Origin of the sequence: Superficieibacter electus, from assembly GCF_002915575.1 — a bacterium.
In the GTDB taxonomy this organism is placed as follows: Bacteria; Pseudomonadota; Gammaproteobacteria; order Enterobacterales; family Enterobacteriaceae; genus Superficieibacter; species Superficieibacter electus.
In genome coordinates this window covers 48,511-74,230 of the sequence record NZ_PQGD01000025.1, presented here as the reverse complement: position 1 = coordinate 74,230, position 25,720 = coordinate 48,511, and the positions used below count along the sequence as shown (strand labels likewise).

The following is a 25,720-nucleotide window of genomic DNA, read 5'->3' as shown; positions in this document are numbered from 1 at the left end:
CACCAGGGAGGATAACGTTGCGACAGCAACGGCCCGCAGGGCGAGGCGCAGCCGAGTAATCCTCCCGGATGCACCATCTCCTTCAATGTTGCGGCATGATGAGTGACATTGAATCTGTAGTATAAAAGCAATTCCGATGCATCCGTAGCTCAGCTGGATAGAGTACTCGGCTACGAACCGAGCGGTCGGAGGTTCGAATCCTCCCGGATGCACCATTATTCCCCTGGTTAATAGCCAACAGGTTATTACGTTTTATGCGGATCATCCGCAGGCACCAGGGAGGATAACGTTGCGACAGCAACGGCCCGCAGGGCGAGGCGCAGCCGAGTAATCCTCCCGGATGCACCATTATTCCCCTGGTTAACAGCCCGACCCTTCCTGATAATTCCTCATTCTGTCAGCAGCGACAAAAAACACCATTTACGCTACAGTATTACCCTGTCATTTGGTTTGTGAGAACACGATGTACGAGCGTTATGAGGGTTTGATTTTCGATATGGATGGCACCATCCTCGATACCGAACCGACACACCGAAAAGCATGGAACACTGTCCTAAGTGGTTATGGCCTGCGTTTTGATATGGACGCGATGATAGCCCTGAACGGTTCCCCAACCTGGCGTATTGCGCAGGCGATTATCGAACTTAATCAGGCCGATCTCGATCCTCATCAACTGGCGCGGGAAAAAACCGACGCCGTAAAAGCTATGCTGCTGGATACCGTGCAGCCTTTGCCGCTTATTGAGGTAGTTAAAGCCTGGCATGGCCGTCGCCCGATGGCGGTCGGCACCGGCAGCGAAAGTGCAATAGCCGAAGCGCTGCTGGCGCATCTTAATCTTCGCCACTATTTTTCAGCCGTGGTGGCGGCCGATCATGTTAAAAATCACAAACCTGCGCCGGATACCTTTCTTTTATGCGCTGAACGTATGGGCGTTGCCGCAGAAAAATGTGTGGTGTTTGAAGATGCTGATTTTGGCCTTCAGGCTGCGCGCCTGGCGGGAATGGATGCGGTGGACGTCAGGCTACTTTAAGTACTCCCGAACATTTAATGTGAATAGCAACAATGGCTAATAGCGCTGAAGGGGTAACTAACGTTATTCTTGGGCGTTTGTTTCCGCAGGTATGGCGTGATGGCACTACTATGATTATTACAATGAATTCGACAGGCGGGAGGTCAATTTGATCCCGGACGTATCACAGGCGCTGGCCTGGCTGGAAAAAAATCCTCAGGCAATAAAGGGGATACAACGCGGCCTTGAGCGCGAGACGCTGCGCGTAAATGAAGACGGCACCCTGGCAACCACCGGGCACCCTGAGACACTGGGGGCGGCCTTCACACATCAATGGATCACAACTGATTTTGCCGAAGCCTTACTGGAATTCATTACGCCTGTTGACGGCGATATCCAGCATATGCTGAGTTTTATGCGTGATATTCATCGCTATACCGCCCGTCAGATTGGCGATGAGCGGATGTGGCCGCTGAGTATGCCATGCTACATCGAAAACGGTCAGGACATTGAGCTCGCGCAGTACGGCACTTCCAATATGGGTCGTCTGAAAACACTGTATCGTGAAGGTTTAAAAAATCGCTATGGCGCGCTGATGCAGACCATTTCCGGCGTCCATTACAACTTCTCGCTGCCAATGGCCTTCTGGCAGGCAAAATGTGGCGTGACGGACGTTGAAAGCGGCAAAGAGGAAATCTCAGCAGGTTACCTGCGTTCTATTCGCAACTATTATCGTTTTGGTTGGGTGATCCCTTATCTGTTCGGCGCATCGCCTGCGATCTGCTCCTCCTTCTTACAGGGCAAACCTACGGCGCTGCCTTTCGAAAAAACCGAAAGCGGGATGTATTATTTGCCGTGGGCGACATCGCTACGCTTAAGCGATCTCGGCTATACCAATAAATCACAAAGCAATCTCGGTATCACCTTTAACGATTTACAGACCTATGTAGCTGGCCTTAAGCGCGCGATTAAAACGCCTTCTGAAGAGTACGCCAGGCTGGGCCTGCAAAAAGACGGTAAATACCTGCAGATCAACAGTAATATTCTGCAGATTGAAAATGAACTGTACGCCCCGATTCGGCCGAAGCGGGTGACTCGCAGCGGGGAAACACCGTCGGATGCGCTGCTACGTGGCGGGATTGAGTATATCGAAGTGCGTTCGCTGGATATCAACCCGTTCTCGCCAATCGGCGTAGATGAGCAGCAGGTACGTTTCCTGGACCTGTTTATGGTCTGGTGTGCGCTGGCGGATGCGCCGGAAATGAGCAGCGATGAGCTATTATGTACACGTACTAACTGGAACCGGGTGATCCTTGAAGGCCGCAAGCCGGGGCTGACGTTAGGTATTGGTTGTGAAAGCGCCCAGTTCCCGCTGGTGCAGGTGGGTAAGGATTTGTTCCGCGACTTGCGCCGGGTTGCCCAAACGCTGGATAGCATTGAAGGCTCTGAGGCTTATCAGAAGGTGTGTGATGAACTGGTTGCCTGCTTTGATAACCCGGACCTGACCTTCTCGGCGCGAATTTTACGCATGATGATCGATACAGGAATTGGCGGGACCGGCAAACAGCTGGCGGCAGAGTATCGTACTGCGCTGCGGGAAGAGCCGCTGGAAATCCTGAGCGAAGACGACTTTGTGACCGAGGGTAAGGCTTCATGGGAACGTCAGCGCAAGCTGGAAGCGGCAGACAGCGAACCATTTGAAGCACTGCTGGCGAGACACGCCTGATAAAAAAGAAAAAGGCCACATCACTGTGGCCAAAATTTACATCTCTGAAAACAGGGATGATGATAACAAATGCGCGTCTTTCATATAGTAAGACTCGCCCGGCACCAAAGAGTTCATTTTAATTTAAAAAAAATTACGCTATCCGTAACCCTGACAATTCAGATCTAAAAAAGGGGTGTAACCTGCTGAATGAACAGAGATAACGATAGCCTGGAGGAGATGAAATGCCGCTATTAGATAGCTTTACTGTTGACCATACTCGTATGGAAGCCCCTGCGGTTCGCGTTGCCAAAACGATGAATACGCCGCACGGCGATACCATTACCGTGTTCGACCTGCGTTTCTGCATCCCGAACAAAGAAGTCATGCCGGAAAAGGGTATTCACACCCTGGAGCACCTGTTCGCGGGCTTTATGCGCGACCATCTGAACGGCAACGGCGTTGAAATCATTGATATCTCGCCCATGGGCTGCCGTACCGGTTTCTACATGAGCCTGATTGGTACGCCTGACGAGCAGCGCGTAGCCGATGCCTGGAAAGCGGCAATGGGTGACGTGTTAAAAGTTCAGGAGCAAAATCAGATCCCTGAGCTGAACGTTTACCAGTGCGGTACCTACCAGATGCACTCCCTGACGGAAGCGCAGGAGATAGCGCGTCATATTCTTGACCGCGATGTGCGCGTCAACAGCAATGAAGAGCTGAAGCTGCCGAAAGAGAAATTGCAGGAACTGCATATCTAGTATCGGCGGTCTGATAACGGAAAAACGCACGTGATAAAAACATAATCCCGCCAATACCGGGGTTATGTTTTATTTTTTTTATATTATTAATCTTATATTATATATTTATTTTATGAATGCATGACTGGTTTTTTTAGAATGAAACATGAACTGCCAGACATAACGTTGCCGCCCCAAAATAGTAATGTCGTCCTTTGATCACATAAAGAAAAAAACATAAGCGGTTAACATAAAAACATAATAGATCCCGGGTGACGATATATGGCAAAAATAGCGCCTTAACAGAAGTTGGTTACATACCAACATGGCAAAGGAGCTATTATGTCTAATGGTGAAAGGATATCTATCAGGGAAAAGGTAGGATATAGCCTCGGAGATGCCGCAAGTCATATCGTTTTTGACTCGTCAGTGGCAATTCTGGCTTATTTCTATACCGATATTTACGGCCTTCCTCCCGCCGTAATGGGAACCATGTTTTTACTTGTTCGATTACTTGATGCTATTACCGATCCGATCATGGGCGCGATTGCGGATGCTACCTCAACACGCTGGGGACGTTTCCGGCCATGGCTGCTCGCGATTTGTGTACCCTTTGCCGTAAGTTGCGTACTGGTTTATTCCATTCCGGATTTCTCGGACAGCGGAAAAGTGGTGTACGCCGTAGCGGCATACATTTTTATGACCTTAATGTACACCGCAATTAATATTCCTTACTGCTCGCTCGGTGCGGCATTGACTTCCGATCCTCGCGAGAACTTATCCTTGCAGTCATGGCGTTTTGCCATTACGCCTATCGGCGGTGCGCTGGGTACGGCAATGATTTTGCCGTTAGCTGATTATCTGTATCCCGGAGATCGGCCAACCGGCATTCAGGTTTCCATGGCCATATTTGGCGTGGTGGGTTGCCTGATGTTTATTGTTTGTTTCCTGACAACCAAAGAACGTGTACAGCCGATCAAAGAAGAAAATTTGAATATCGCTCGCGATGTGAAAATTCTCTTTAAAAACGACCAGTGGCTGATTCTGTCAATTTATAACTTCATGATGCTGGTTGCCGTGGTGCTGCGCGGCGGGGCGGTAGTGTATTATATTGGTACCGTATTGAATAAAGGTTCGGATGTCGTCAGCGTGTTTATGCTGGGCGGTATGTTTGCATCCATGCTGGGTTCTGTACTGGCGAAACCCTTCGGAACCAAATTTTGTAAAATTAAGTTCTCATTCTGGATTAACTTATTAACTGCGGCGATAGGCATACTGTGCTTCTTCGTTCCGTCGACGTTCTGGTTTGCTATTCTGATAATACACATTGTTATGTCCATCATTCAGGGGGGTAACGGTGCATTACAATGGTCGATGATTACCGACGCAAATAATTATGGTGAATGGAAAACACAACGCCGCATTACGGGCATGAACGTTGCTGCCAACATCTTCGTTATCAAACTTGGCGTCGCTGTGGGTGGGGCGATCCTGGGCTGGGTACTGGCCGCGTATGGATATGCCACCGGGAATGTGGCGCAATCGGCATCTGCTGCTCAGGGTGTGATATTGCTCTTTACTGTTATTCCTGCGGTATTCTATATTTTGACCGCATTTTCGATTAAGTTTTATGGCCTTACTGAAAAGAAAATGGATCGTGTTGTTAACGACCTGAGTAAAGGTGAGTATAAGCAAGCCTGAGGTGAGGTAACGACCTTTCAAAGGTGACCAGACCTTGCGGGGAAGCCGGCAGACTTCCCCGGTGCTGATCCAGGATTCGTAAAAAGCCTTTTACTGTACGCCAGTCCCATCAGAAATAACGCCCCCATGCAGGCAGAGTCGCGGTGTTTCAGCCATCTTCGACATGATATTCCACCTGTTGCGCCTCATCGGGCTGCGGCACTTCCAGCTTCGTCAACATGCGTTGCAGTACCGCCTCCGGAACTGCATGCTGCCGATTGGCATTTTGCTGCTTCCACTGCTGATACGGCACTTCCAGATAGACGATTTTAACCTGTGCGCCATAGGCGGTGAACAGCGACACCAGCTGCGAGCGTAGCTGCGAGGTAATGTTCGTCGCGTTCCAGACAAACGGCGTTTTCTGGCGCAGCAGCACGCGGGCCTCTTCTTTCGCCTGCTGCACGATATGCCCCGTCGCCGCGCGGTTCTCTGGCGATACGCCGAGGCGGCGGCGAATATCATCAAGACTAATGACCGGCATACCATGGCAGTGCGCCGCGATATAACGATCCTTGCCCATCCCCGGTAGCGCGCTGAGCAAAATTACCTCAAAAGGCTGCGCGATCCACGGCTCGAAACCCGGCGCGCTGCCCGGATGCGTCAGATAGTGCCAGCGGCTCGCAGGCGAAGGAAACGCGCGCGCCTGCCCCCAGCACTGCTGCTCCTGACAAAACAGTTCGAATAACGCGATGCGATCCAGAATCGCATTTTTGTCTGCGCATATCCGGCCTTCGACATCAGCGCGGGCCAGCATCGCCAGCAGCCGGGTATCGACGCGTAGCGCTGCGCTAAGTAACAGCCGCTCCGGCGCAGGGCGTTCCAGCAGCCACAGCGGCAGACCGTGCAGGCGGACCAGCGAGGCTATCTGTTCACGCAGGGCAAACGGCGCGGGAATATCGCGATACAGGATCTGCCTGGCGGTCAGTTCCCCTTTACGCGCATGGCCGGGAGAGGAAATTCGACCTTGTTCATCAGTGCGAGTGGTGCTGCGTTTTTCAACATCATGCAGCAGGGCGGCAGCCCACACCAGCGCCTGCGGTTGAGGTTCCAGGGCCTGGTAATCCGCCTGAGCGTGCAGCGCATCAAGCACCATCGCGGTATGGATGCCGACGTCGCCTTCCGCATGATGCAGCGCATCCTGCGGGACAGCGTGCATTTCTTCCACCCAGGTGAACTGCTGACGCAGGGCGGACCAGGTTTTAGTCTGAGTCATCGTCCAGATCATGCCTTCTCTCCAGGCTGAAATTCCCACATCATCCGCGCGCGTCGCCAGTGGCGCTTCCAGTGCTGAGTTGTTTTAACGTGATTTTTACGCACATATTTAAAAACGTTATGTGCAAAAGCGTCGACCGGGAAAGCGTCAGCATTACGGCTGACAATACCTTCCATCGTACAGGGCGTGCCGGTATGAACATCGAAAGGCGCGAACGCGCCCGGGCTGTCGGTCTGCGCCAGAAAGCGCTGACGCCAGGCAGATTCATTGTTTCCCGGCGGATCAATGATAATCTCCGGCACACACGGGAAATCAAACAGCGCGGCGTAGAATTTCACCTCTTCCTGGCTCAGCCACATATCTTTACAGCGCACGGCGAACAGGTAAAAGTCCTGTTCAAGCCGGTGATATTCAATGGAATGCACGGCATACATATTTTCGCCAAACAACTCCAGATCGCCGAGATCGTGCTTTAGCAGTTGCCAGCGCTGGCGAATGTTATGTGTCCAGGCGGATTCGGTTGGTGCCGCATGCGAGCGGGCAAAAACGCCGTAGCGGTTGAGACAATTATTCTCGCCGTCCAGTTTTTCGGTATGCACCAGTGTGGAGATCGCCTGTATATCCTGCCAATAATCGGCATTGATGCGATCATCGCTGGTGGTGCCGGGGGAGAAAGGATAATGCCAGGTTCTCCCGTATTTTCGTTGGGTATTCATGATAATCCATTATTCAGTTTTTAGTGATGCTGTACACGCGCCGCAGGCGTGAAAAATCAGCGTGATTGCCCGACAAAGCGGGAGAACAGGTAGTGGAAAACGACCGGGCAGAAAGCCCGACACCGGTTGTAAAATGAACGGAAAGAGCGGGGCGGGGAGATAATACGCAGGTTGAAAAGGGATTGCAAAAAAAAGGACCCACAGGGTCCCCGGAGTTGATGACAAACCTGTTTTGCTACAGTGTTCGTCGTTTTTGCCGGGTGGCGGCTTCGCCTTACCCGGCCTACGAAAAACCATCAACATCAATAAGTTATGAGTAACCCGTAGGCCTGTGCAAGCGAAGCGCCGCCAGGCATCATTCCACGGTATAACGTTTGTCAGCAGTCTGAGGGGACCCACAGGGTCCCCTCAGAATTAGTGGGCACCACCCCCGCCACCGCCTGCGCCAAACGGCGGTTTTGCGAACCAGACCAGCCCGAGCAGCAGGAGAAATATACCCGCTGAAATCCAGAAGATTTCGTTGGCGGAGATAATTAATCCCTGATTGGTAATTTGCTGCGCCAGCCAGCCGGACGCCTGCTGCTGGCTCATCCCCATTCCCTGAAGCTGATCGTACATCTGCTGGGCCTCGGGATTATACGGGTTGACCGACTCGGTGAGTTGCGCGTGATGCAGCGATTCACGATTGGTCCACAGCGTCGTGGTAATGGATGTGCCAATCGACCCGGCCAGCGTTCGCGTAAAGTTCGACAGGCTCGACGCCGCGGCCAGACGTTCCGGCGGCAGGCCGGAAAGGGTAATGGTCGTCAGCGGCATAAAGAAGCAGGCGACGGCGAAGCCCTGAATAAACTGCGGCCATGCCGAGGCACCAAAATCCATGCCCGGTTCAAACGTATACGCCCGCCAGTAGAAGCACACCGCATACATAATAAAGCTGAACGTCACCAGGCGGCGCATATCCAGCTTATGCGCAAAGCGACCGATAATCGGTGACAGGAGCACCGGGATCACTCCAACAGGGGCCGAGGCTAACCCCGCCCAGGTGGCGGTATAGCCATAAACCTCCTGCAATAGCTGCGGCAGTAAAACTATCGCCCCGAAGTAGAGCATATAAGCCAGGCTGATACACAGGCAACCAATGGTAAAGTTGCGCGATTTAAACAATGACAGGTCGACAATCGGGTTATCGTCGGTCAGTTCCCAGACAATCAGGAAGGCAATCGACACCACAGCAACCACCGTCAGCACGATGATTTCACTGGAAGCAAACCAGTCCAGCTCTTTACCGCGGTCGAGCATGATTTGTAGACTGCCGATGCCGATCACCAGCAGCCCCAGCCCGACGCCATCAATGCGCCGCTGCTCGGTGCGGGTCTCGCGTCCGCGCAGCGATTGCAGCGTCAGCAGCACCACTAAAATGCCAATCGGCACGTTGATAAAGAAGATCCAGCCCCAGTGGTAGTTGTCGCTGATATAGCCGCCAAGGATCGGCCCGCAAATTGGCGCGACGATCACCGTCATCGACCACAGCGCCAGCGCAATAGAGCGTTTAGCAGGCGGATAGTTACTCAGCAGTAAACTCTGCGACAGCGGGATCAGCGGCCCGGCCACAATCCCCTGAATGACGCGGAAAAAAATCAGCATCGTCAGGCTGCTGGAGACGCCGCAGGCCCAGGAGGCGATGGCAAACGCCACCGTCGACCACAGGAACAGTTTCACTTCCCCGACGCGTTTTGCCAGCCAGCCGGTGATGGGGATGGAGATCGCATTCGCCACGCCGAACGAGGTGATCACCCAGGTGCCCTGGCTCAGTGACGAGCCAAGGTTGCCGGCGATAGTCGGGATCGCGACGTTAGCAATGGTAGAGTCCAGCACCTGCATGAAGGTCGCCAGCGACAGCGCGATGGTCATAATGACCAGTTGCGCGCCCTCCAGCGGTTTTTGCTGTTGCATTACGCTCACCTTAAATTACCCTGCGTTGGCCTGCACAATGTCATTAATCAGTTTGTTAACAGGTTCAAGGCTGATTTCGCGGGCGTTACTTTCATAGGCCGGATCTTTACGCGCCTGATTTGCCAGCATTTGCCCGTCGCGATGGGTGGTATCAACGGTTACCAGCGTTGACAGACCAATACGCAGTGGATGATCGGTAAGCTGCTTTTGATCCAGCTCGACACGCACCGGCAGACGCTGAACCACTTTGATCCAGTTCCCGGTGGCGTTCTGCGCGGGCAGCAGCGAGAAGGCGCTGCCGGTGCCCATATCCAGGCCCACCACTTTACCGGTGTATTTAATATCGTCACCGTAGATATCGCTGACCACGGTAACCGACTGGCCAATGCGCATATGGGCAAGCTGGGTTTCTTTAAAGTTGGCGTCTACCCACAGATTGGTCGCGGGCACCACGGCCATCAGCGGGGTGGTGGGGCTAATCTGCGCGCCGGGCTGGACTGAACGGCGGGAAACATAGCCGGTCATCGGGCTGACAATTTTGGTACGTTGCAGCGCAAGCCAGGCATTACGGACTTCCGTCGCCGCCTGTTTTACCGCTGGCTGATCTTCAAGACGAGTGCCGAGGATCATTGCCTGATTAGCGTTGTATTGCTGAATCGCCACGTCAAGCTGCGCCTGCGCGCTGGCAACCGCATCGCGCGCGTGCTGCAACTCTTCCCGGCCAATCAGGTTGGCAGAGCCGAGCGGCACCCGACGGTTCAGGTCAGTCTGCGCCTGAGAAAGGGCAGTTTTCTGCACGTTAATATTGGCCTGCAACTGCTTGCTGTTAATCATTTGCTGGCGGGTCTGACGCACGCTGGAGGCGAGTTCGGTCTGCGCTTTTTCAAACGCCTGCTGGGCATCGGTCTCATCGAGCGTCACCAGCACATCGCCTTTTTGTACATAATCGGTGTTGTCAGCCCAGACCTTCGTCACGCTGCCTGACACCTGAGCCATGATTTGTACCTGATTCCCTGCGACGTAAGCATCGTCCGTTTCTTCAAAATGACGCAGGACTAAAAACCAGTAAATTCCCCATGCCACGGCAATAATAATAAAGAGCAAGGTTAACAGCAGAAGGAGGCGTCTGCGCTTACCCTTCTTCTTAACCGGTTGCTGCGGGGTTTGATTCACCGCATTTTCGCTCATGTTATTCTCCACGATCTTATTATTTCACATCGGCTTATGCCGACCAGTTAGTCAGACAGGCCAGCAGTTTTAGCCTGCTGGCCTGTCAATTTCTTTTTAATCAGGATATGCGAGCGACACGAAACGTTAGCGCAACGCCTCGAGAATTGCGCCTTCTTCATCCATCTGATCAAGACGGGTCAGAAGTTTACGCGTGATCTGCTCAAGCTGCTCTTTCTCGGTGGTATTCAGCGATGACCAGAGTTTATGCAGGCACTGGTGCTGAGGTGGCAGGACCTCACGTAGAAATTGATGGCCTTTTTCCGTCAGTTGCAGATGCAGACAGCGACGATCGTTATCGCTTTCACGGCGTTCGATCCAGCCGCGCTTTTCCAGTTCATCGGCGATGCGGGTGGCGTTAGTGCGGGATGAGCCTAACGCGCAGCTTAATTCTGATGGCTGAATGCTGTGATCTTCCTGCGACTCAAGCGTAATGAGCGCCATAAAAAGCGTTTCATTAATTCCCTGCGCTTTCAGCATTTTATTACGATTTTCGAGCAGCTTGCCCTGCATATGCATACACAGGCGAGTCAGAAGTACTTCCTTAAACGGAAATTCTTCATAGCGACTGGCACGGAACTTCAGCATTTGTTCAATGGGGGTGAACGAACTATCCATTTGGGCATGACCTCATTAGTTTCAGCCGATATAGTAACGACGGTGACAAATAAAGTAAATCTATTAATTACCTTAATTAATATTTGGTAATTATATATTGGCAAGCCATTTCCAGGCGAATCCGTAGGCCACAGCGCTCAGTAACGTCGGAATAATAATGCTGCGCGTTTTATAGAAACTGATACCGAGCACGGCAAAACCCACCAGTGTAGGCAGCAGGCGCTGTACATCAGCGATAACCTCCGGAGCGCTGGAGACCACCAGCAACGCGCAGATAGAAGCGATACCAATGGTGTCGAGCAGGACGCCGGATACGCCGCGTTTTACCGGGGTATAGCGACCTGATTGCAGGCGCAGCGGCAAATAGCGGAACAGGTAATTAACGCCGCCCACCAGCAGACCCAGTAAAAGAACGCTAGTGCTCATGCTTTCTCTTCTCCAGTGACGCCTGTAACAGCGCGGTCAGGCATCCGCAAGTAATACCCGACAGAATGGCGACAGGGATGGATACCAGGGTAACCCCTGCCAGCGAACCGAGAAGGGCAGCCGTGACGCAAAGCGATTGTTGACGCTGAAAAGAGGCCAGCAGAAAGCTCATGAACAGGGCCGGTAGCATAAAACCCATCGCCGCTTCGATGGCGGGATACCCGGCCAGCAGGCCATTGCCAGACCATGCACCGATGATCGTTCCCAGAACCCAGGACGCCCATGAGCAAAAGGCGATGCCGATCATCCAGTTTTCGCTCCAGCGGCGATTATCCCGTACCAGTTTAGCGGTGGCGGCAGCAAAGACTTCATCGGTGAGGCCAAAAGCCCAAAGTGCCGTTTTAGGTTTAGTGAGCCGCGTGGCAATCCGGCTGCGCAGGGAAGGACCGTACAGGACATGACGAACATCCATCGCCATGACTGTCAGCGCTGCGATCCATAGCGAACTGCCCGCTGCCAGCATGGTGGTGATCACAAACTGGCTGGCACCGGCGTAGATGATGCAAGAAAAAAACAGACTCTCGAAAGGGCTAAAGCCAAGTCGGGTAGCGTTAAGGCCAAAAGCGAAGGCGACCGGAATATAGCTTAATACAATGGGTAGACTATCTTTGATGCCTTCCAGGAGTGTGGCCTGAGTAAGACTAACCGGGAAATGCGCTGGGCTGTCCATGGTATGTATTGATTATAACTTACGTTAATATCACTATTAATTAACAGGTTGTTACACCATACCAGACCGGGGAAGAGGTTAACACCCCCGCCCGGTCCATAGTAAGGGAAGATTAGTGAGCTGAACCGCGCCACCAGACCAGAAGGTTAAGCACGGCAATAATCGCTCCCGCTGCGCATACTCCGGCCCATCCTGCATGTTGCCAGGCGGCGGCGGAAATCAGCGAACCTGCTGCGCCACCGATAAAATAGCTGGTCATATAGCCTGCTGTCAGGCGATTACGCGCATCGGGCTGCACGCGGTAAATCACCGTCTGGTTAGTGATATGCACACCCTGAACCGTCAGGTCAAGCACCAGAATACCGATAATCAGTGCCAGTACCGAGGCGTGCCCGTACCAGATTGCTATCCACGACAGCAGCAACAGCAACAACCCCGCGGTGGTGGTCAGATGCGATTTACCCTTGTCTGCCAGTGCGCCTGCGGGACGTGCGCCCAACGCGCCTGCGGCACCGGCAAGGCCAAACAAACCAATCATGCCCTCTGAATAATTAAACGGGGGAGCGGCGAGCAAAAACGCCATTGACGTCCACAAGATGCTGAAGTTTGCAAAGGTTAAACATCCGAGGATGGCACGGGTACGCAATAATTTGTCGCGAATAAAAAGGGTAAAGACCGAGCCGAGGATCTGCGGATAATTAAGGTGGTTTTCCTGTTTGACGCTGGGAAGACCGCGCCACAGAGCCAGCGCCATGAATGCCATCAATGCTGCGGCTACCCAGTAAACGGTGCGCCAGCCGCCGAGACTGGCAAGAAGACCTGCTGCCGTTCGTGCCAGCAGAATACCGAGCAGCAGGCCGCTCATAATGGTTCCCACAACCTTACCGCGTTTTTCCGGTGCAGCGAGGGTAGCCGCCAGCGGAACGAGGATCTGCGCGACGACGGAAAAAAGGCCGGTCAGTGCGGTACCGAGGAGCATTATCGCGAGTGAGTGACTACTGGCAGTAACTAACAGGCCGATGGCTGAAAGCAGCGTCATAAAGACGATCAACTTCCGCCGCTCAAACATATCCCCAAGTGGAACAAGGAGCAGCAGACCTGCCGCGTAGCCCAGTTGAGCCACGGTGACAATAAACCCGGCCTGGCCGGGCGTAAGAGAGAAAGCATTGGCGATGGTATCAAGCAGCGGTTGCGGATAATAGTTGCTGGCGACCGCGAGGCCCGTGGCGACGGACATAAGGATGATGAGCGTCGGGCTAAGGCCCTGAGTGGGTTTATTCATTGTTATCAGTGATGGTTGTTTTTGTTGTATGCATCATAACGAATGATGAGTGATAAAGGGGAACGGACGCGTGTTGAATTGTGCGGTTGGTAATGGCAGGGCGGTAAGTTTGAAAGTACAGGTGGGGTTATTCTCATCATGCGGGAGAAAAAAGGTTACTGAGTGGCAAAACGCCCCCCCTCCCCCCGGCCCTCTCCCTCCGGGAGAGGGGGAAGGGCGGGTCCGGGGAACATGGCACCGCTGTGCCACGGACGGTCACTTCAGGGAGAGGGGGAAGGACGGGAGCGGGGAACATGGCCGCCGCTGTGCCTCGGACGGTTCCCCCAGGGAGAGGGGGAAGGACGGGGCCGGGGAGCGTGCCACCGCTGTGCCACGGACGGTCACTTCAGGGAGAGAGGGAAGGACGGGAGCGGGGAACATGCCACCGCTGTGCCTCGGACGGTTCCCTCTCCCTGAGGGAGAGGGTTAGGGTGAGGGGGAAACGAGAAGGAAAGTGTTAAAGACTCACCTTACTTCTGTGCGGCCAGCGCCTCTTTCACCCAGCCGTCAAACTGTTGCTGGTGAGCTTTGATCCAGCCGTCAACGTGACCCTGAACATCGGCCTCTGAGGCTTTACCGTCGTGCATCATCGCATTCTGCGCGTTGATATCTGCCAGTGGCAGCTTCATCAGCGAGAACAGCTTCGCCGCCGCTGGGTTTTTCTCAGCCCAGGCTTTGTTGGCCACAATATGCATGGTATTCACCGGGAAACCGTAGTTCGCGCCATTTGGCAATTTGGTGTCGATATCTTTCTGCTCGCCCGGCAGGGAGGAGAACGGTACCTGTAACCACACGACGTCTTTACCCGGTTTCATCACATCACTCACCCAGTACGGAGTCCAGGTGTAGTAAAGGATCGGTTTACCTTCTTTAAAGCGGGTAATGGTGTCCGCCATCATCGCCGAGTAGTTGCCATGGCTGACATCAACCGTTTTCGCCAGGTCAAACGCTTTGTTCTGGTGGTTGATCACCGCTTCACAGCCCCAGCCCGGGGAGCAGCCCATCATGTCCGCTTTACCGTCGCCGTTGGTGTCAAAGATTTTGGCGATCTTCGGATCTTTTAGCTGAGCAATATTAGTGATTTTGTACTGTTCGGCGGTTTTTTTGTCGATCAGGTAACCCTGTGCAGCGCCAGTGACAAATACACCTTCACGATAGAATTTTTTATCACCGCCGGCGGCGGCGTACATATCGTCATGCAAAGGCTGCCAGTTGACGGCGGTAAAGGTCGCATCGCCGGACGCAATCGAGGTATAACCGACGTTATAGTCAACTTCGCTGGGCTTATTAACGGTATAACCCAACTTTTCCAGCGCACGGCTGACCAACAAGGTCTGGAAGGATTCTTCGGAAATGGTGCTCTGCACCGGCTGAACGGTCACGCCTTTACCCGGCAGATCGGCCGCAAAGGTGCTGGTGGAAACAAGGGTGGCCAGGGCAGTGGCTAAAATCGTGCTATGTCGCATCGTTGTTCCTTTTTAATTAAGTGAGGACGTGCAGGCCCGACAGTCGTTGCGCTGCCGGGCAGGGGTGATTATTTGATGAAAGGGCGAGTCACTAAGCCCAGCGGGCCAGTCGCGTACCAGCGGCGGTTGCCGCGGCTACGCGAGTCGCGACCCACGGCCTGAGTGAGACGGTCAAGAATGATAGCGAGGATCACGATCCCCACGCCGCCAACGGTCGCCAGTCCCATATCAAGACGGCCAATACCGCGCAGTACCATCTGCCCCAGACCGCCTACCGCAATCATGGAGGCGATAACCACCATTGAGAGTGCCAGCATCAGTGTCTGGTTTACGCCCGCCATAATCGTCGGCATCGCTAACGGCAGCTGTACTTTAAACAGCATCTGACGTGGGCTGGCACCAAAGGAGCGCGACGCTTCAATCAGATCGGCTGGCACCTGGTTAATACCGAGGATCGTCAGGCGCACAATCGGCGGCAGGGCGAAGATAATCGTCACCACGACACCCGGCACGTTACCAATCCCGAACAGCATCACGATAGGTACCAGGTAAACAAACGCGGGCGTGGTCTGCATCGCATCCAGCAGCGGACGAATAATCTTCGCCGCGCGCGGGCTTCGCGCCAGCCAGATGCCCAGCGGTAGTCCCAGTATCACGCAGAACAGCAGAGCGGTGAGCACCAGAGCCAGGGTGATCATCGCCTGTGACCAGGCACCAATCGCGCCGATGGCAATCAGCGAAATGAGTGTCGCCACGCCCATCCCGAGGCCGGAAATCTGCCAGGCGATCAGGGTAAAGACGATAATCGCCACCGGCGCAGGCATTCCCAGCAGCAATTGCTGGAAGCCGTTAAGGATATAATCCACCGGTACACGAATGCCCTGAAATACCGGGCGGAAATGGGTGACGACCCAGTCGATCCCCTGCGTCACCCAGCTATCGAGCGGGATAAGGGTTTTGTGGAACGGGTCCATAATATTGAAATGTTCTGGTGCCGGTGCCGGCGCGCTGTTGAGCCAGTCGGCGCTTCCTCCGCCATCGGCAGGCGCGGCCGGTGCACCCCATGCATCGGCAGATTGTGCCGCGTTGTCAGCGGCAGGTGCGGTATCAGCAGCGGGTGCGGTTTCCCACGGGTTGTTTTGATCAGCCATTGGTAGCCCCCTCGCGATCTAAAGACTGTAGCAGCATCCGTTTTGAGATGATGCCAAGGTATTGTTGCTCTTCATCCACCACCGGTACGGCACAGGGGGCCTGACCGACATGCGAGAGCAGCTCGCTGAGCGGCGTTTGCGCATCAACTGCAAGCGGTGCGTCGATTAACGCCGTTTCAATCCCTTGTTGCTGGCTTAGCGCCATTTTCAGCGAGTCAATAGAGACAATGCCGACGAATTTATTTCCGCGTTCAATGACATAGCCGTATTCGCGATCTTCATCCTGCAATAATTTGAGCGCAGAACGTGGGCCAAAGCCTGGTGTTTTACGAATCAAACCGACCGGACTACGACGAGCGATATCTTTCGCACTGAACACCTGGCTTATATCCACACCCCGGAAGAACGTACGCACATAATCATTGGCCGGGTTATTAAGGATTTCATCCGGCGTACCGACTTGCACCACTTCCCCGTTTTGCATAATGGCAATGCGATCGCCGATACGCATCGCCTCATCCAGATCGTGAGAAATAAAGACGATGGTACGCTGATGCTTCGCCTGTAGTTTCACCAGCTCATCCTGCATTTCGGTACGAATAAGCGGATCGAGAGCCGAGAAAGCTTCATCCATTAATAAAATATCAGGATTGATGGCTAACGCACGGGCCAGTCCGACGCGCTGACGCATACCGCCAGAGAGTTCATCCGGGTAACCGTGAGCGTAATTTTCCAACCCCACCTGACGCAGTGCATCCAGCGCTTTTTCCTGACGCTCCTGCGCGGGCACACCTGCCAGTTCCATACCGAAGGCGGTATTATCAAGTACGGTCATATGCGGCATTAGCGCAAAGGACTGGAAAACCATAGCAATCTTCTTTCTGCGCACCTCGCGGAGTTCAGCGTCTGAGATTTTGGCAATATCCACGCCGTCAATCAGCACCTGTCCACGGGTGGGTTCAATCAGGCGATTGAGAAGGCGTACCATAGTGGATTTACCCGATCCGGATAATCCCATGATGACAAATATCTCGCCTTCTTCAATGGCCAGACTCGCGTCTTTAACGCCAAGCGATAGCCCCGTTTTTTCCAGAATTTGCTCTTTCGAAAGTCCTTTTTCGATATATTTGAACGCGCGCTGTGGATGCTCGCCAAATACTTTATATAGATTCTTAACTTCTAATTTAATTGCCATGCAATAAAAAGATTCCCGTTATTTGATCTTGTCGATTTGCTACCTGTAAGAAATAATCACCGGGGTATACCCTAGCACACTGAGAATCTGTGACAACCCTCGCTCTGCCGGTTGGCATGAATATTGCCGCACCAGGATCGGCGGGATTTCCCATGATTAAAGGGCTGAGCGGTAGTCAAATAAAGTTGATATTTTTTTATATCCACAGCAGAAGGACGTCCTGAATCGGATGATTCTGACGGGAGTTTTGTACAATATTAACCTTAACCTAAATTGAAATATTTGGGTGATAATTATGCAGTTTTTAAGATATATCCGGCCAGGTAATATCTTTGGCCGGACAATTCATAAATGGCTACCGCTGTGTGGATTGACGAACCATTAATTTGCCGGTCATCGTCACTTGAGTGGCGGCATCTTCACCTTCACAAAGGTATTCAACGGCAAGGCGGCCGAGTTCGGCATAAGGAAGTTGAACGCTTGTTAATTCAGGGGTGAGCTGGCTGGTGTAACGCTGATCGTCATAGCCTGCCACCATCACTTCCTGCGGAATGTTGATTTGCAATGAGGCCAGCGCCTGATAGCAGCCGAGGGCAATCCAGTCACTGCTGCAAAAAATAGCGTCCGGTGGCTGAGAGGACTGCATAAGCTGACAGGTAGCGCGGTAACTTTCATTAAGCTGCCAGTTAGTGTGAATAACCAGCTCAGGATCGCAGGTTAACCCGGCCGTAGACAACGCTGCCTTATAACCTTCCAGGCGATGTTGTGAAGCATCCATCCAGCGATCGCCGGTAATATGAGCGATGCGTTTTGCTCCCTGGGCTATCAGATGGCGTGTGATCTGTAGCGCATTGGCATAATCATTGGGTAAAAATGTCGGCACCATCGGATAATTTCGATCGTAGACATTCAGCAATACCAGCGGGATGCGGGTGCAATTTTCGAAAGGGGCAAAGTTGATGGCGCTGGTAATCGGCGCGGCCAGGATGATCCCGGTGCAGCGTCGCTGTTCAAGCTGACGAATGATATGAATCGCCAGTTCATCATCATTGCCATAGTCATAAATAGTGAGCAGGGTGCTGTTACGCCAGGCGGCGTCACGGGCCTGATTAAACGCATCCACGAAAGGATCATATCCTGGCATACCATTAACCAGCACAGCAATTTCTTCTTGTCCCTCCATCTGGTGCGGCGAAGGAATTTTCTTGTAGCCTAATTTTTGCGCTGTACTAATGACGCGCTGGCGGGTCTCATCGCTGAGCTTAATGCTCTGGGAATTATTAAGGATCAATGACACGGTGGCCTGCGATACGCCTGCTTCACGGGCGATATCGTTCATCGTGATTTTCTCTTTTTTTTTCATAACCTTCGCTATCGGTTATTTGGTTTATAGCCACTATACCACAGGCTGAAAATGGTTTTATGCTCCCCGAAGTAAAAGCGGCAAAATGTGATCGCTATAGCAGTTATCTCTTTCCACCGTTGCCATCAAATTCACTGAGTAATATTTATTAGCTAATATTTATCAACGATGAGTACTGGAGAGATTATGCGCCAACAATGGAGCAGAGATGAGGCCAACCGCTGGTACCAGCAGCAGGGATGGATGTGTGGCTTTAATTATCTGCCACGCACTGCAGTGAACTGGACAGATATATGGCAGGCTGAAACCTTTGATGTACCCACCATCGATCAGGAGCTGGGTTGGGCGCAGAAGGTTGGTTACAACACATTGCGGATTAATTTGCCGTTTATCGTCTGGCAGATTGATCGTGATGGTTTGATTAAGCGTATCGACACCTTTTTGACCCTGGCATCGAAGTATGGTTTCCGCACCATGCTGACGCTGATGGATGACTGCGGTTTCTCCGGCGATGAGCCTTATCTTGGGCCGCAGAAAGCGCCGGTTCCCGGCAAACATAACAGCCAGGCCGCCGCCAGCCCTGGACGTGATAAGGTTTGCGATTATAGCGTCTGGCCAGAGATCGAGCGTTATGTGCGCGATATCATCCGTACCTTCCGGGAGGATTCCCGTATCGTTGTGTGGGATTTGTATAATGAGCCCGGCAACCGCGGCACCTTTGCCAGCGGGACGGAAGAAATCCTGTACGATGAAAAGCTGGAGCACTTTGCACTGGAATTAATGAAAAAAACGTTCCAGTGGGCCAGGGAAGAAGACCCAACCCAACCCTTAACCGTGGGAGCCTGGCATTTGTCGCAGGACCCGGATCAGCCGGATGAGGAGATTTATCAGGACCCGGTCGATCGCGCGGCGCTGGAACTGTCGGATGTGATCAGTTTTCACGCTTATGTCGGCACTGTGAAAATGGTGCGAGCTATCCATCATGTGGAGCAGTTTGGCCGCCCTCTGTTTTGTACCGAATGGCTGGCACGTCACGTCGGCAGTACATTTGAAGCGCAGTTACCATTGATGCACGGTTGTAACGTGGTGCCATATCAATGGGGGCTGGTGCGTGGCAAAACCCAGACCTATATGCCATGGCCTGGGGTGCTAAAAGAGCAGGGGGATTATGCGCATCTCTGGTTCCACGATGTATTCGATGAAAACGGGCTTCCATTCCGGAAAGCTGAACTGGAACTGGTATCGCATCTGACGCGCATTGGCTTGCACCCACGTGGAGCGATGCGGTAAAGACAGGCAATGGTCGGTGAATCACGTAACACCGTGGAACCTGTGCCTGGCGGCGCTTTGCTTGCACAGGCCTACAAATTTAGGTTGCCCGCATGCCGGATAAAGCGAAGCCACCATCCGGCATGGTTTCCACAGACATATTGCCTCATAACCATCATTTGTAGGCCGGATAAGGCGAAGCTGCCATCCGGCACGGTTTCCACGGGCATATTGCCTGATAACCATCATTTGTAGGCCGGATAAAGCGAAGCCGCCATCCGGCACGGTTTCCACGGGCATATTACCTGATAACCATCATTTGTAGGCCGGATAAGGCGAAGCTGCCATGCGGCACGGTTTCCACGGGCATATTACCTGATAACCATCATTTGTAGGCCGGATAAGGCGAAGCCGCCATCCGGCATGGTTTTCAGGGACGTATTGCCCGATCACTGCCACGAGTTCAGAAATTCCAGTCTTCGTCTTCGGTTTCCACCGCTTTGCCCATCACATAAGATGACCCGGACCCGGAGAAAAAATCGTGGTTTTCATCGGCGTTTGGCGAAAGCGCCGCCAGAATCGCCGGGTTGACTTCCGCCATTTCTGGTGGGAATAGCGGTTCATAACCCAGGTTCATCAGCGCCTTATTGGCGTTGTAGCACAGGAATGCCTGTACATCTTCTTCCCAGCCCGTACCGTGATAAAGATCGTGAGTGTAGGCCATCTCGTTCTCGTATAGATCCATCAGCAAATCGAGGGCAAACGTTTTTAACCCTTCCCGTTCTTCGCTGCTAATTTTCTCCAGCCCTTTCTGATACTTGTAGCCAATATAATAACCGTGTACCGCTTCATCACGAATGATTAACCGGATAAGATCGGCGGTATTGGTCAGCTTGCCGCGGCTGGAGAAATACATCGGCAGCCAGAAACCGGAATAAAATAAAAACGATTCCAGAAACACGCTGGCGATTTTTTTCTTTAATGGCTCGTCAGCGCGATAGCGTTCCAGGATCAGTTGCGCCTTGCGCTGAAGCGGTGCGTTCTCCTCGCTCCACAGATAAGCGGCGTCAACATCTCTGGTCTGGCACAGGGTGGAGAAAATCGAGCTGTAGGAGCGGGCGTGCACCGCTTCCATAAAGCTGACGTTCGACAGTACCGCCTCTTCGTGCGGGGTCAACGCGTCGGCCATTAGTGCCGGTGCGCCGACGGTATTCTGAATAGTGTCGAGCAGTGTCAGACCGGTAAAAACGCGGATCGTCAGTTGCTGCTCTGCGGCGCTCAGCCCCTGCCAGGCGGGAATATCATTCGACAGCGGCACTTTCTCCGGTAGCCAGAAGTTGCTGGTCAGACGGTTCCAGACCTCAAGATCTTTATCGTCCTGGATCTTATTCCAGTTAATGGCGCTCACGCGCGACAGGCGGTTCATCCTTTTCTCCTTACAGCGCGCATGACACGCAGCCTTCAATTTCGGTGCCTTCCAGCGCAAGCTGGCGCAGGCGAATGTAGTACAGCGTTTTGATGCCTTTCTTCCAGGCGTAAATTTGCGCTTTATTGATATCGCGGGTGGTGGCGGTATCCGGGAAAAACAGCGTCAGCGACAACCCCTGATCGACATGGCGCGTGGCTTCGGCATAGGTATCGATGATTTTCTCCGCGCCAATTTCATAGGCGTCCTGGAACAGGGCCAGATTATCGTTGGTCATAAACGGCGCGGGATAGTACACGCGTCCGGTTTTGCCTTCCTTACGGATCTCTACCTTCGAGACGATCGGATGAATGCTGGACGTGGCATGGTTGATATACGAGATCGACCCGGTCGGCGGCACCGCCTGCAAATTCTGGTTATAAATGCCGTAGCGTTTCACATCCTCGCTCAACTGCTGCCACATCGCGCGGGTGGGTAAGGTAATACCGGCGTGTGCAAACAGTTCCGCGACTTTTGCCGTTTTTGGTTGCCAGTCATTTTCAAGATATTGACGGAAATATTCACCGCTGGCATAGCGCGACTGCTCAAACCCGGCGAAACGCTGGTTTCGCTCGCGGGCGATCATCATTGAGGTATTTAACGCATGCCAGGTGATGGTGTAAAAATAAAGATTGGTGAAATCCAGCCCTTCCGGCGAACCGTAGGCAATCCCTTCCCGCGCCAGATAACCATGCAGGTTCATCTGTCCCAGTCCGATGGCATGAGAGTCAGCATTGCCCGCCGCTACCGAGGGAACTGAGCGAATATGGCTCATATCGGAGACGGCGGTCAGGCCGCGAACGGCGGCTTCGACGGTACGGCCGAAATCCGGTGAATCCATGGTATGCGCAATATTCAGCGAACCCAGGTTGCATGAAATATCATGTCCGGTCTGCGCGTAATCAAGATTTTCATCAAACGTCGAGGCGCTGTTAACCTGCAAAATTTCTGAGCACAGATTACTCATGTTGATGCGCCCGGCAATCGGGTTGGCGCGGTTAACCGTATCTTCAAACATAATGTACGGATAGCCGGACTCGAACTGGATCTCCGCCAGCGTCTGAAAGAAATCGCGGGCGTTAATCCAGTTTTTGCGAATTCGCTCGTCGGCGACCATCTCGTCATAAAGCTCGCTCACTGCGATATCGCCAAACGGTTTGCCGTAAATGCGCTCTACATCGTAGGGCGAGAACAACGCCATCTGTGCATTCTCTTTCGCCAGACGGAAGGTGACATCCGGGATCACCACGCCAAGCGAGAGGGTTTTGATACGAATTTTTTCGTCGGCGTTCTCGCGCTTGGTATCCAGGAAACGCTGAATATCCGGATGGTGTGCGTGCAGATAGACCGCGCCCGCGCCCTGACGCGCACCAAGCTGATTGGCGTAGGAGAAGGCATCTTCCAGCATTTTCATCACCGGGATCACCCCGGACGACTGGTTTTCAATACGCTTAATCGGCGCGCCCGCTTCACGCAGATTGGAGAGCAAAAACGCCACCCCGCCGCCGCGTTTGGAGAGCTGGAGTGCGGAGTTAACTGCCCGCCCGATGGACTCCATATTGTCTTCTATACGCAGCAGGAAGCAGGAAACCAGTTCGCCGCGCTGCTGTTTACCGCAGTTCAGGAAAGTGGGCGTCGCGGGCTGGAAACGTCCGGACAGCATTTCGTCGGTCAACTGCTGCGCGAGCGCGGTATCGCCCTGCGCCAGCGTGAGCGCCACCATGGTCACCCGGTCTTCAAAGTGCTCCAGATAGCGCTTGCCGTCGAAGGTTTTCAACGTATAGCTGGTGTAGAACTTCCACGCGCCAAGGAACGTCTGGAAACGAAAACCGCTGGCGTGGGCGTGAGCAAAAAGATCGACCACGAAAGCGCGGTCGTAACGGGCCAGTACGCTTTCGTCGTAATATCCTTCGCTGACCAGCCAGTCGAGGCGCGCATCCTGGTGAGGGAATGAGACGGTATTCGGCAGAACGTGGGCGGTATAAAAAGCGTCTACCGCCTCGCGGTCTTTTTCAAACTGAATGCGTCCGTCTTTGTCGTACAGATTTAACATCGCGTTAAGCGCATGATAATCCGGCGCGGCCTGCGTTACGCGTTCTGCGGTTGTCGTTGCCAAAATTCGCTCACTCCTTTTCGCACGTTGTCGATATCACGCTGGGTGCCCATGAGCTCAAAACGGTAGAGCCAGGGAACACTGCATTTCTGAGAAATAACATCACCGGCGCGCCCATAAGCGTCGCCAAAGTTGCGATTTCCTGACGCGATGACCCCACGGATCAGCGCACGATTATGTTCATCATTTAAAAAGCGGATCACCTGGCGTGGCACTGCACCCGCCGTTCCGCCCCCGCCGTAGCTCGGCACAATCAAAATATAAGGTTCGTCAACCCGGATGCGTTCGCGTTCATTAAGCGGAATGCGCACCGCAGGTAATCCCAGCCGCTCGATAAAGCGCAGCGTATTTTCCGAGCTGCTGGAAAAGTAGACGAGGGTACTCATGCGCGTGCAGCAATAGGGGCTGCCGTGAGACGGTTGATCATATCCGGGCGGAAGCCAGACCAGCTGGTTTCCCCGGCAATCACCACGGGTAACTGACGAAAACCTTGCGCGCGCAGGGTCTCAATCTCTTCTGGTTGCACATCAAGATTGATCATCTCAAAGGCCAGGCCACGACTTTCCATCGCCCGTTTGGTGGCGTGGCATTGAACGCAATCATTTCGAGTGTAAATAATAATGCTCATGATTCGTATTTCCATTTAGAATGAGAGTGATGGCGCGAGGAACGCGTCGATAATGTATTGCCTGATAAGAAGAGATACTAGATGTAGAGAGATAAAAGTTCAACCATACAAGATATAGTATTTTTAGCTAAGTTTAGCCTGGCTGATAAACGCAGCGCGGGAGAGGGCGGTATCACTGGCTTCGGGCAAAAGGGAGATAAAAAAAGAAAACCCCCGCAGCGGACGCCGCGAGGGTGGGGGGAAATCAGAGACAATAATTAACGGCGACGCAGACTGAGCAGGGCACCGAAAAAGATACCGACGGCAGCAGCAGTACCGACGCCGCACCACGGTTTGTCACGCAAAAAGGATTCGGCACAGCCAACCGCGTCGCGGGTCGCCTGACCCACGCGAGTACGGCCCTGAGCGCGCGCCCGTGTCTCTTTGAGCAGCGCTTTCGCTTTGCGACGCGCCTCTTCAGCTTCACCTTTAGCATCGCTGCCCCAGGATTTCAGCACGGCCTCCAGGCTATCGGCAAGTTGATTAACGTCATTCTGGATATCCTGAACGCCATCATCTACATCGTTACGATTCGGTCGATTAAACATAGGCTCCTCCATTGAATTCGATGTGTTTTTAAGTGTAGACCACCTTTTTTAGCCCGGAAATTAAGCGCAGCGCGATCAATGCTTTTATGGACTTTTCTGAAAGCGATGCTAATGCTGAATACGGTAAGGTTGGCGATGCAGTAAAAGATAACGAGGATAAAATATGTATTTACGACCCGATGAGGTGGCACGCGTTCTGGAAAGAATGGGTTTTACTATGGATGTGGTAACACAGAAAACCTATGGATATCAGCGTGGTGATGACTACGTTTATGTCAATCGCGAAGCGAGGATGGGGCGAACGGCGTTGATTGTTCATCCGACCCTGAAAGAACGGTGCATGACGCTTGCGGACCCGGCCTCGGATATAAAAACCTGCGATCACTATCAGCAATTCCCGCTTTATCTGGGCGGACACCGTGAGGAGCATTATGGCATCCCCCACGGCTTCAGTTCACGCATGGCGCTTGAACGTTTTGTTAAAGGCGTATTCGGTGAGTATCAACCGGGCTAACGCTTCAGACTCAGGCTTTTACCTGCTGACATGCGCTGACGCGAAACAGGCGGCGGCAATAATCAAGGAAGTAGCCGTAAACCGCGCCCATCAACATGGAAATCACAATATTCGAGCTAACGGCCGCCACAATTTGCGGCCAGCCTGCGCCCACCGTTAATAAAATCGCTATGTACACTGGTGACTGGAAGGTCACGTAGGCCACGATATCCGCCAGATTCTTAACCCACCCTGCCGGGCTGAGCCGGCGAGCCACGCGCATGATAGCATCACGATAAAATCCATAAGGCCATGCAATAATAATGTTGACCGGGATGGCGACCAGACGCGAGGAAAGTGACTGTTCAAATGTCATTCCGGAGAGAAATATCTCGATCATCATATTGACGACGGAGCAATAGACCACCATTGCAAATGTGTCAGCCATCGCATGACGCAGACGGGACTGCGCAGAAAACATGGTTATGCTCCTGAGAGAACAAAATAAATCGGGATTAGTAGCGGTAAAGACCGCTTCACTGGATGCGTATAGATTATATGGCTGATTATAAACTAACAACTAGTGTAATAT

Annotated in this window: 24 protein-coding genes, 1 tRNA gene and 1 other RNA gene; 8 read left to right on the top strand and 18 right to left on the bottom strand. The window is 53.0% G+C overall.

Going from position 1 to position 25,720, the window contains the following annotated elements; genetic code table 11:
• The 6 genes from CHU32_RS23500 to CHU32_RS23475 form a co-directional block, all read left to right on the top strand.
• A non-coding RNA gene (locus tag CHU32_RS23500) (RtT sRNA) lies at nucleotides 1-76 on the top strand; the annotation flags it as partial.
• Between the two features lie 62 nt (nucleotides 77-138).
• Nucleotides 139-215, top strand: a tRNA-Arg gene (locus CHU32_RS23495).
• A gap of 248 nt (nucleotides 216-463) precedes the next feature.
• Nucleotides 464-1,030: a fructose-1-phosphate/6-phosphogluconate phosphatase gene (yqaB, locus tag CHU32_RS23490; protein WP_103678453.1), complete on the top strand. Its 567-nt coding sequence runs from the start codon at nucleotides 464-466 to the stop codon at nucleotides 1,028-1,030.
• Nucleotides 1,031-1,178: 148 nt separating this feature from the next.
• The gene (gene gshA, locus CHU32_RS23485; RefSeq protein WP_103678454.1) at nucleotides 1,179-2,735 is read left to right on the top strand and encodes a glutamate--cysteine ligase; all 1,557 of its coding nucleotides are present in this window, start codon (nucleotides 1,179-1,181) and stop codon (nucleotides 2,733-2,735) included.
• A gap of 224 nt (nucleotides 2,736-2,959) precedes the next feature.
• Nucleotides 2,960-3,475: an S-ribosylhomocysteine lyase gene (gene luxS, locus CHU32_RS23480; RefSeq protein WP_103678455.1), complete on the top strand. Its 516-nt coding sequence runs from the start codon at nucleotides 2,960-2,962 to the stop codon at nucleotides 3,473-3,475.
• Nucleotides 3,476-3,796: 321 nt separating this feature from the next.
• Entirely contained in the window at nucleotides 3,797-5,155 is a 1,359-nt protein-coding gene (locus CHU32_RS23475) for a glycoside-pentoside-hexuronide (GPH):cation symporter (RefSeq protein WP_103678456.1), read from the top strand.
• A 148-nt stretch (nucleotides 5,156-5,303) separates the two neighbouring features.
• Here the strand turns inward: CHU32_RS23475 and CHU32_RS23470 are convergent, their stop codons facing one another.
• The 12 genes from CHU32_RS23470 to CHU32_RS23405 form a co-directional block, all read right to left on the bottom strand.
• The gene (locus tag CHU32_RS23470) at nucleotides 5,304-6,419 is read right to left on the bottom strand and encodes an AAA family ATPase (protein ID WP_103678457.1); all 1,116 of its coding nucleotides are present in this window, start codon (nucleotides 6,417-6,419) and stop codon (nucleotides 5,304-5,306) included.
• Nucleotides 6,416-7,123 carry an RNA ligase family protein gene (locus CHU32_RS23465; protein ID WP_103678458.1) on the bottom strand — a complete coding sequence of 236 codons (708 nt, stop codon included), beginning with the start codon at nucleotides 7,121-7,123 and terminating at the stop codon, nucleotides 6,416-6,418. Before CHU32_RS23465 ends, CHU32_RS23470 begins: the two co-directional genes overlap by 4 nt.
• A 414-nt stretch (nucleotides 7,124-7,537) precedes the next feature.
• The gene (gene emrB, locus CHU32_RS23460) at nucleotides 7,538-9,076 is read right to left on the bottom strand and encodes a multidrug efflux MFS transporter permease subunit EmrB (RefSeq protein ID WP_103678459.1); all 1,539 of its coding nucleotides are present in this window, start codon (nucleotides 9,074-9,076) and stop codon (nucleotides 7,538-7,540) included.
• A 15-nt stretch (nucleotides 9,077-9,091) separates the two neighbouring features.
• Nucleotides 9,092-10,264, bottom strand: coding sequence for a multidrug efflux MFS transporter periplasmic adaptor subunit EmrA (gene emrA, locus CHU32_RS23455; RefSeq protein WP_103678460.1), 1,173 nt, complete (start codon nucleotides 10,262-10,264; stop codon nucleotides 9,092-9,094).
• 126 nt (nucleotides 10,265-10,390) lie between these two features.
• On the bottom strand, nucleotides 10,391-10,921 hold the full coding sequence (mprA, locus tag CHU32_RS23450) for a transcriptional repressor MprA (protein ID WP_103678461.1): 531 nt from the start codon (nucleotides 10,919-10,921) through the stop codon (nucleotides 10,391-10,393).
• Nucleotides 10,922-11,011: 90 nt separating this feature from the next.
• The gene (gene ygaH, locus CHU32_RS23445; protein WP_103678462.1) at nucleotides 11,012-11,347 is read right to left on the bottom strand and encodes an L-valine transporter subunit YgaH; all 336 of its coding nucleotides are present in this window, start codon (nucleotides 11,345-11,347) and stop codon (nucleotides 11,012-11,014) included.
• A complete protein-coding gene (locus CHU32_RS23440) occupies nucleotides 11,337-12,077 on the bottom strand; it encodes an AzlC family ABC transporter permease (protein ID WP_103678463.1) in 741 nt (246 codons plus the stop codon). The genes ygaH and CHU32_RS23440 overlap by 11 nt, the downstream gene beginning before the upstream one ends.
• A 112-nt stretch (nucleotides 12,078-12,189) precedes the next feature.
• On the bottom strand, nucleotides 12,190-13,359 hold the full coding sequence (locus CHU32_RS23435) for an MFS transporter (RefSeq protein WP_103678464.1): 1,170 nt from the start codon (nucleotides 13,357-13,359) through the stop codon (nucleotides 12,190-12,192).
• A 509-nt stretch (nucleotides 13,360-13,868) separates the two neighbouring features.
• Complete coding sequence (gene proX / locus CHU32_RS23425; RefSeq protein ID WP_103678466.1) at nucleotides 13,869-14,864, bottom strand: glycine betaine/L-proline ABC transporter substrate-binding protein ProX; 996 nt, start codon at nucleotides 14,862-14,864, stop codon at nucleotides 13,869-13,871.
• Nucleotides 14,865-14,932: 68 nt separating this feature from the next.
• Nucleotides 14,933-16,015, bottom strand: a complete 1,083-nt coding sequence (gene proW, locus CHU32_RS23420) for a glycine betaine/L-proline ABC transporter permease ProW (RefSeq protein ID WP_103678467.1) — start codon at nucleotides 16,013-16,015, stop codon at nucleotides 14,933-14,935.
• Nucleotides 16,008-17,210: a glycine betaine/L-proline ABC transporter ATP-binding protein ProV gene (gene proV, locus CHU32_RS23415; protein WP_103678468.1), complete on the bottom strand. Its 1,203-nt coding sequence runs from the start codon at nucleotides 17,208-17,210 to the stop codon at nucleotides 16,008-16,010. The genes proW and proV overlap by 8 nt, the downstream gene beginning before the upstream one ends.
• A 355-nt stretch (nucleotides 17,211-17,565) precedes the next feature.
• Nucleotides 17,566-18,573: a LacI family DNA-binding transcriptional regulator gene (locus CHU32_RS23405; protein WP_103678469.1), complete on the bottom strand. Its 1,008-nt coding sequence runs from the start codon at nucleotides 18,571-18,573 to the stop codon at nucleotides 17,566-17,568.
• A 186-nt stretch (nucleotides 18,574-18,759) separates the two neighbouring features.
• Between CHU32_RS23405 and CHU32_RS23400 the strand changes: the two genes are divergently transcribed.
• Complete coding sequence (locus tag CHU32_RS23400) at nucleotides 18,760-19,863, top strand: cellulase family glycosylhydrolase (protein WP_103678470.1); 1,104 nt, start codon at nucleotides 18,760-18,762, stop codon at nucleotides 19,861-19,863.
• 442 nt (nucleotides 19,864-20,305) lie between these two features.
• Here the strand turns inward: CHU32_RS23400 and nrdF are convergent, their stop codons facing one another.
• From nrdF to CHU32_RS23375, 5 genes are all read right to left on the bottom strand, one after another.
• Nucleotides 20,306-21,268 (bottom strand): class 1b ribonucleoside-diphosphate reductase subunit beta, encoded by a 963-nt coding sequence (gene nrdF / locus CHU32_RS23395; RefSeq protein ID WP_103678471.1) that lies wholly within the window; start codon nucleotides 21,266-21,268, stop codon nucleotides 20,306-20,308.
• Between the two features lie 10 nt (nucleotides 21,269-21,278).
• Entirely contained in the window at nucleotides 21,279-23,423 is a 2,145-nt protein-coding gene (gene nrdE, locus CHU32_RS23390; protein ID WP_103678472.1) for a class 1b ribonucleoside-diphosphate reductase subunit alpha, read from the bottom strand.
• Entirely contained in the window at nucleotides 23,396-23,806 is a 411-nt protein-coding gene (gene nrdI, locus CHU32_RS23385) for a class Ib ribonucleoside-diphosphate reductase assembly flavoprotein NrdI (RefSeq protein ID WP_103678473.1), read from the bottom strand. Before nrdI ends, nrdE begins: the two co-directional genes overlap by 28 nt.
• Entirely contained in the window at nucleotides 23,803-24,063 is a 261-nt protein-coding gene (gene nrdH / locus CHU32_RS23380) for a glutaredoxin-like protein NrdH (protein ID WP_103678474.1), read from the bottom strand. Before nrdH ends, nrdI begins: the two co-directional genes overlap by 4 nt.
• A 242-nt stretch (nucleotides 24,064-24,305) precedes the next feature.
• Entirely contained in the window at nucleotides 24,306-24,635 is a 330-nt protein-coding gene (locus tag CHU32_RS23375) for an ElaB/YgaM/YqjD family protein (RefSeq protein WP_103678475.1), read from the bottom strand.
• 163 nt (nucleotides 24,636-24,798) lie between these two features.
• Here CHU32_RS23375 and CHU32_RS23370 point away from each other — a divergent pair, with 163 nt between their 5' ends.
• On the top strand, nucleotides 24,799-25,149 hold the full coding sequence (locus CHU32_RS23370; protein ID WP_103678476.1) for a DUF2002 family protein: 351 nt from the start codon (nucleotides 24,799-24,801) through the stop codon (nucleotides 25,147-25,149).
• A gap of 10 nt (nucleotides 25,150-25,159) precedes the next feature.
• On the opposite strand, the gene alaE is transcribed toward CHU32_RS23370, so the two are convergent.
• A complete protein-coding gene (gene alaE / locus CHU32_RS23365; protein ID WP_103678477.1) occupies nucleotides 25,160-25,609 on the bottom strand; it encodes an L-alanine exporter AlaE in 450 nt (149 codons plus the stop codon).
• Nucleotides 25,610-25,720 lie beyond the last annotated feature (111 nt).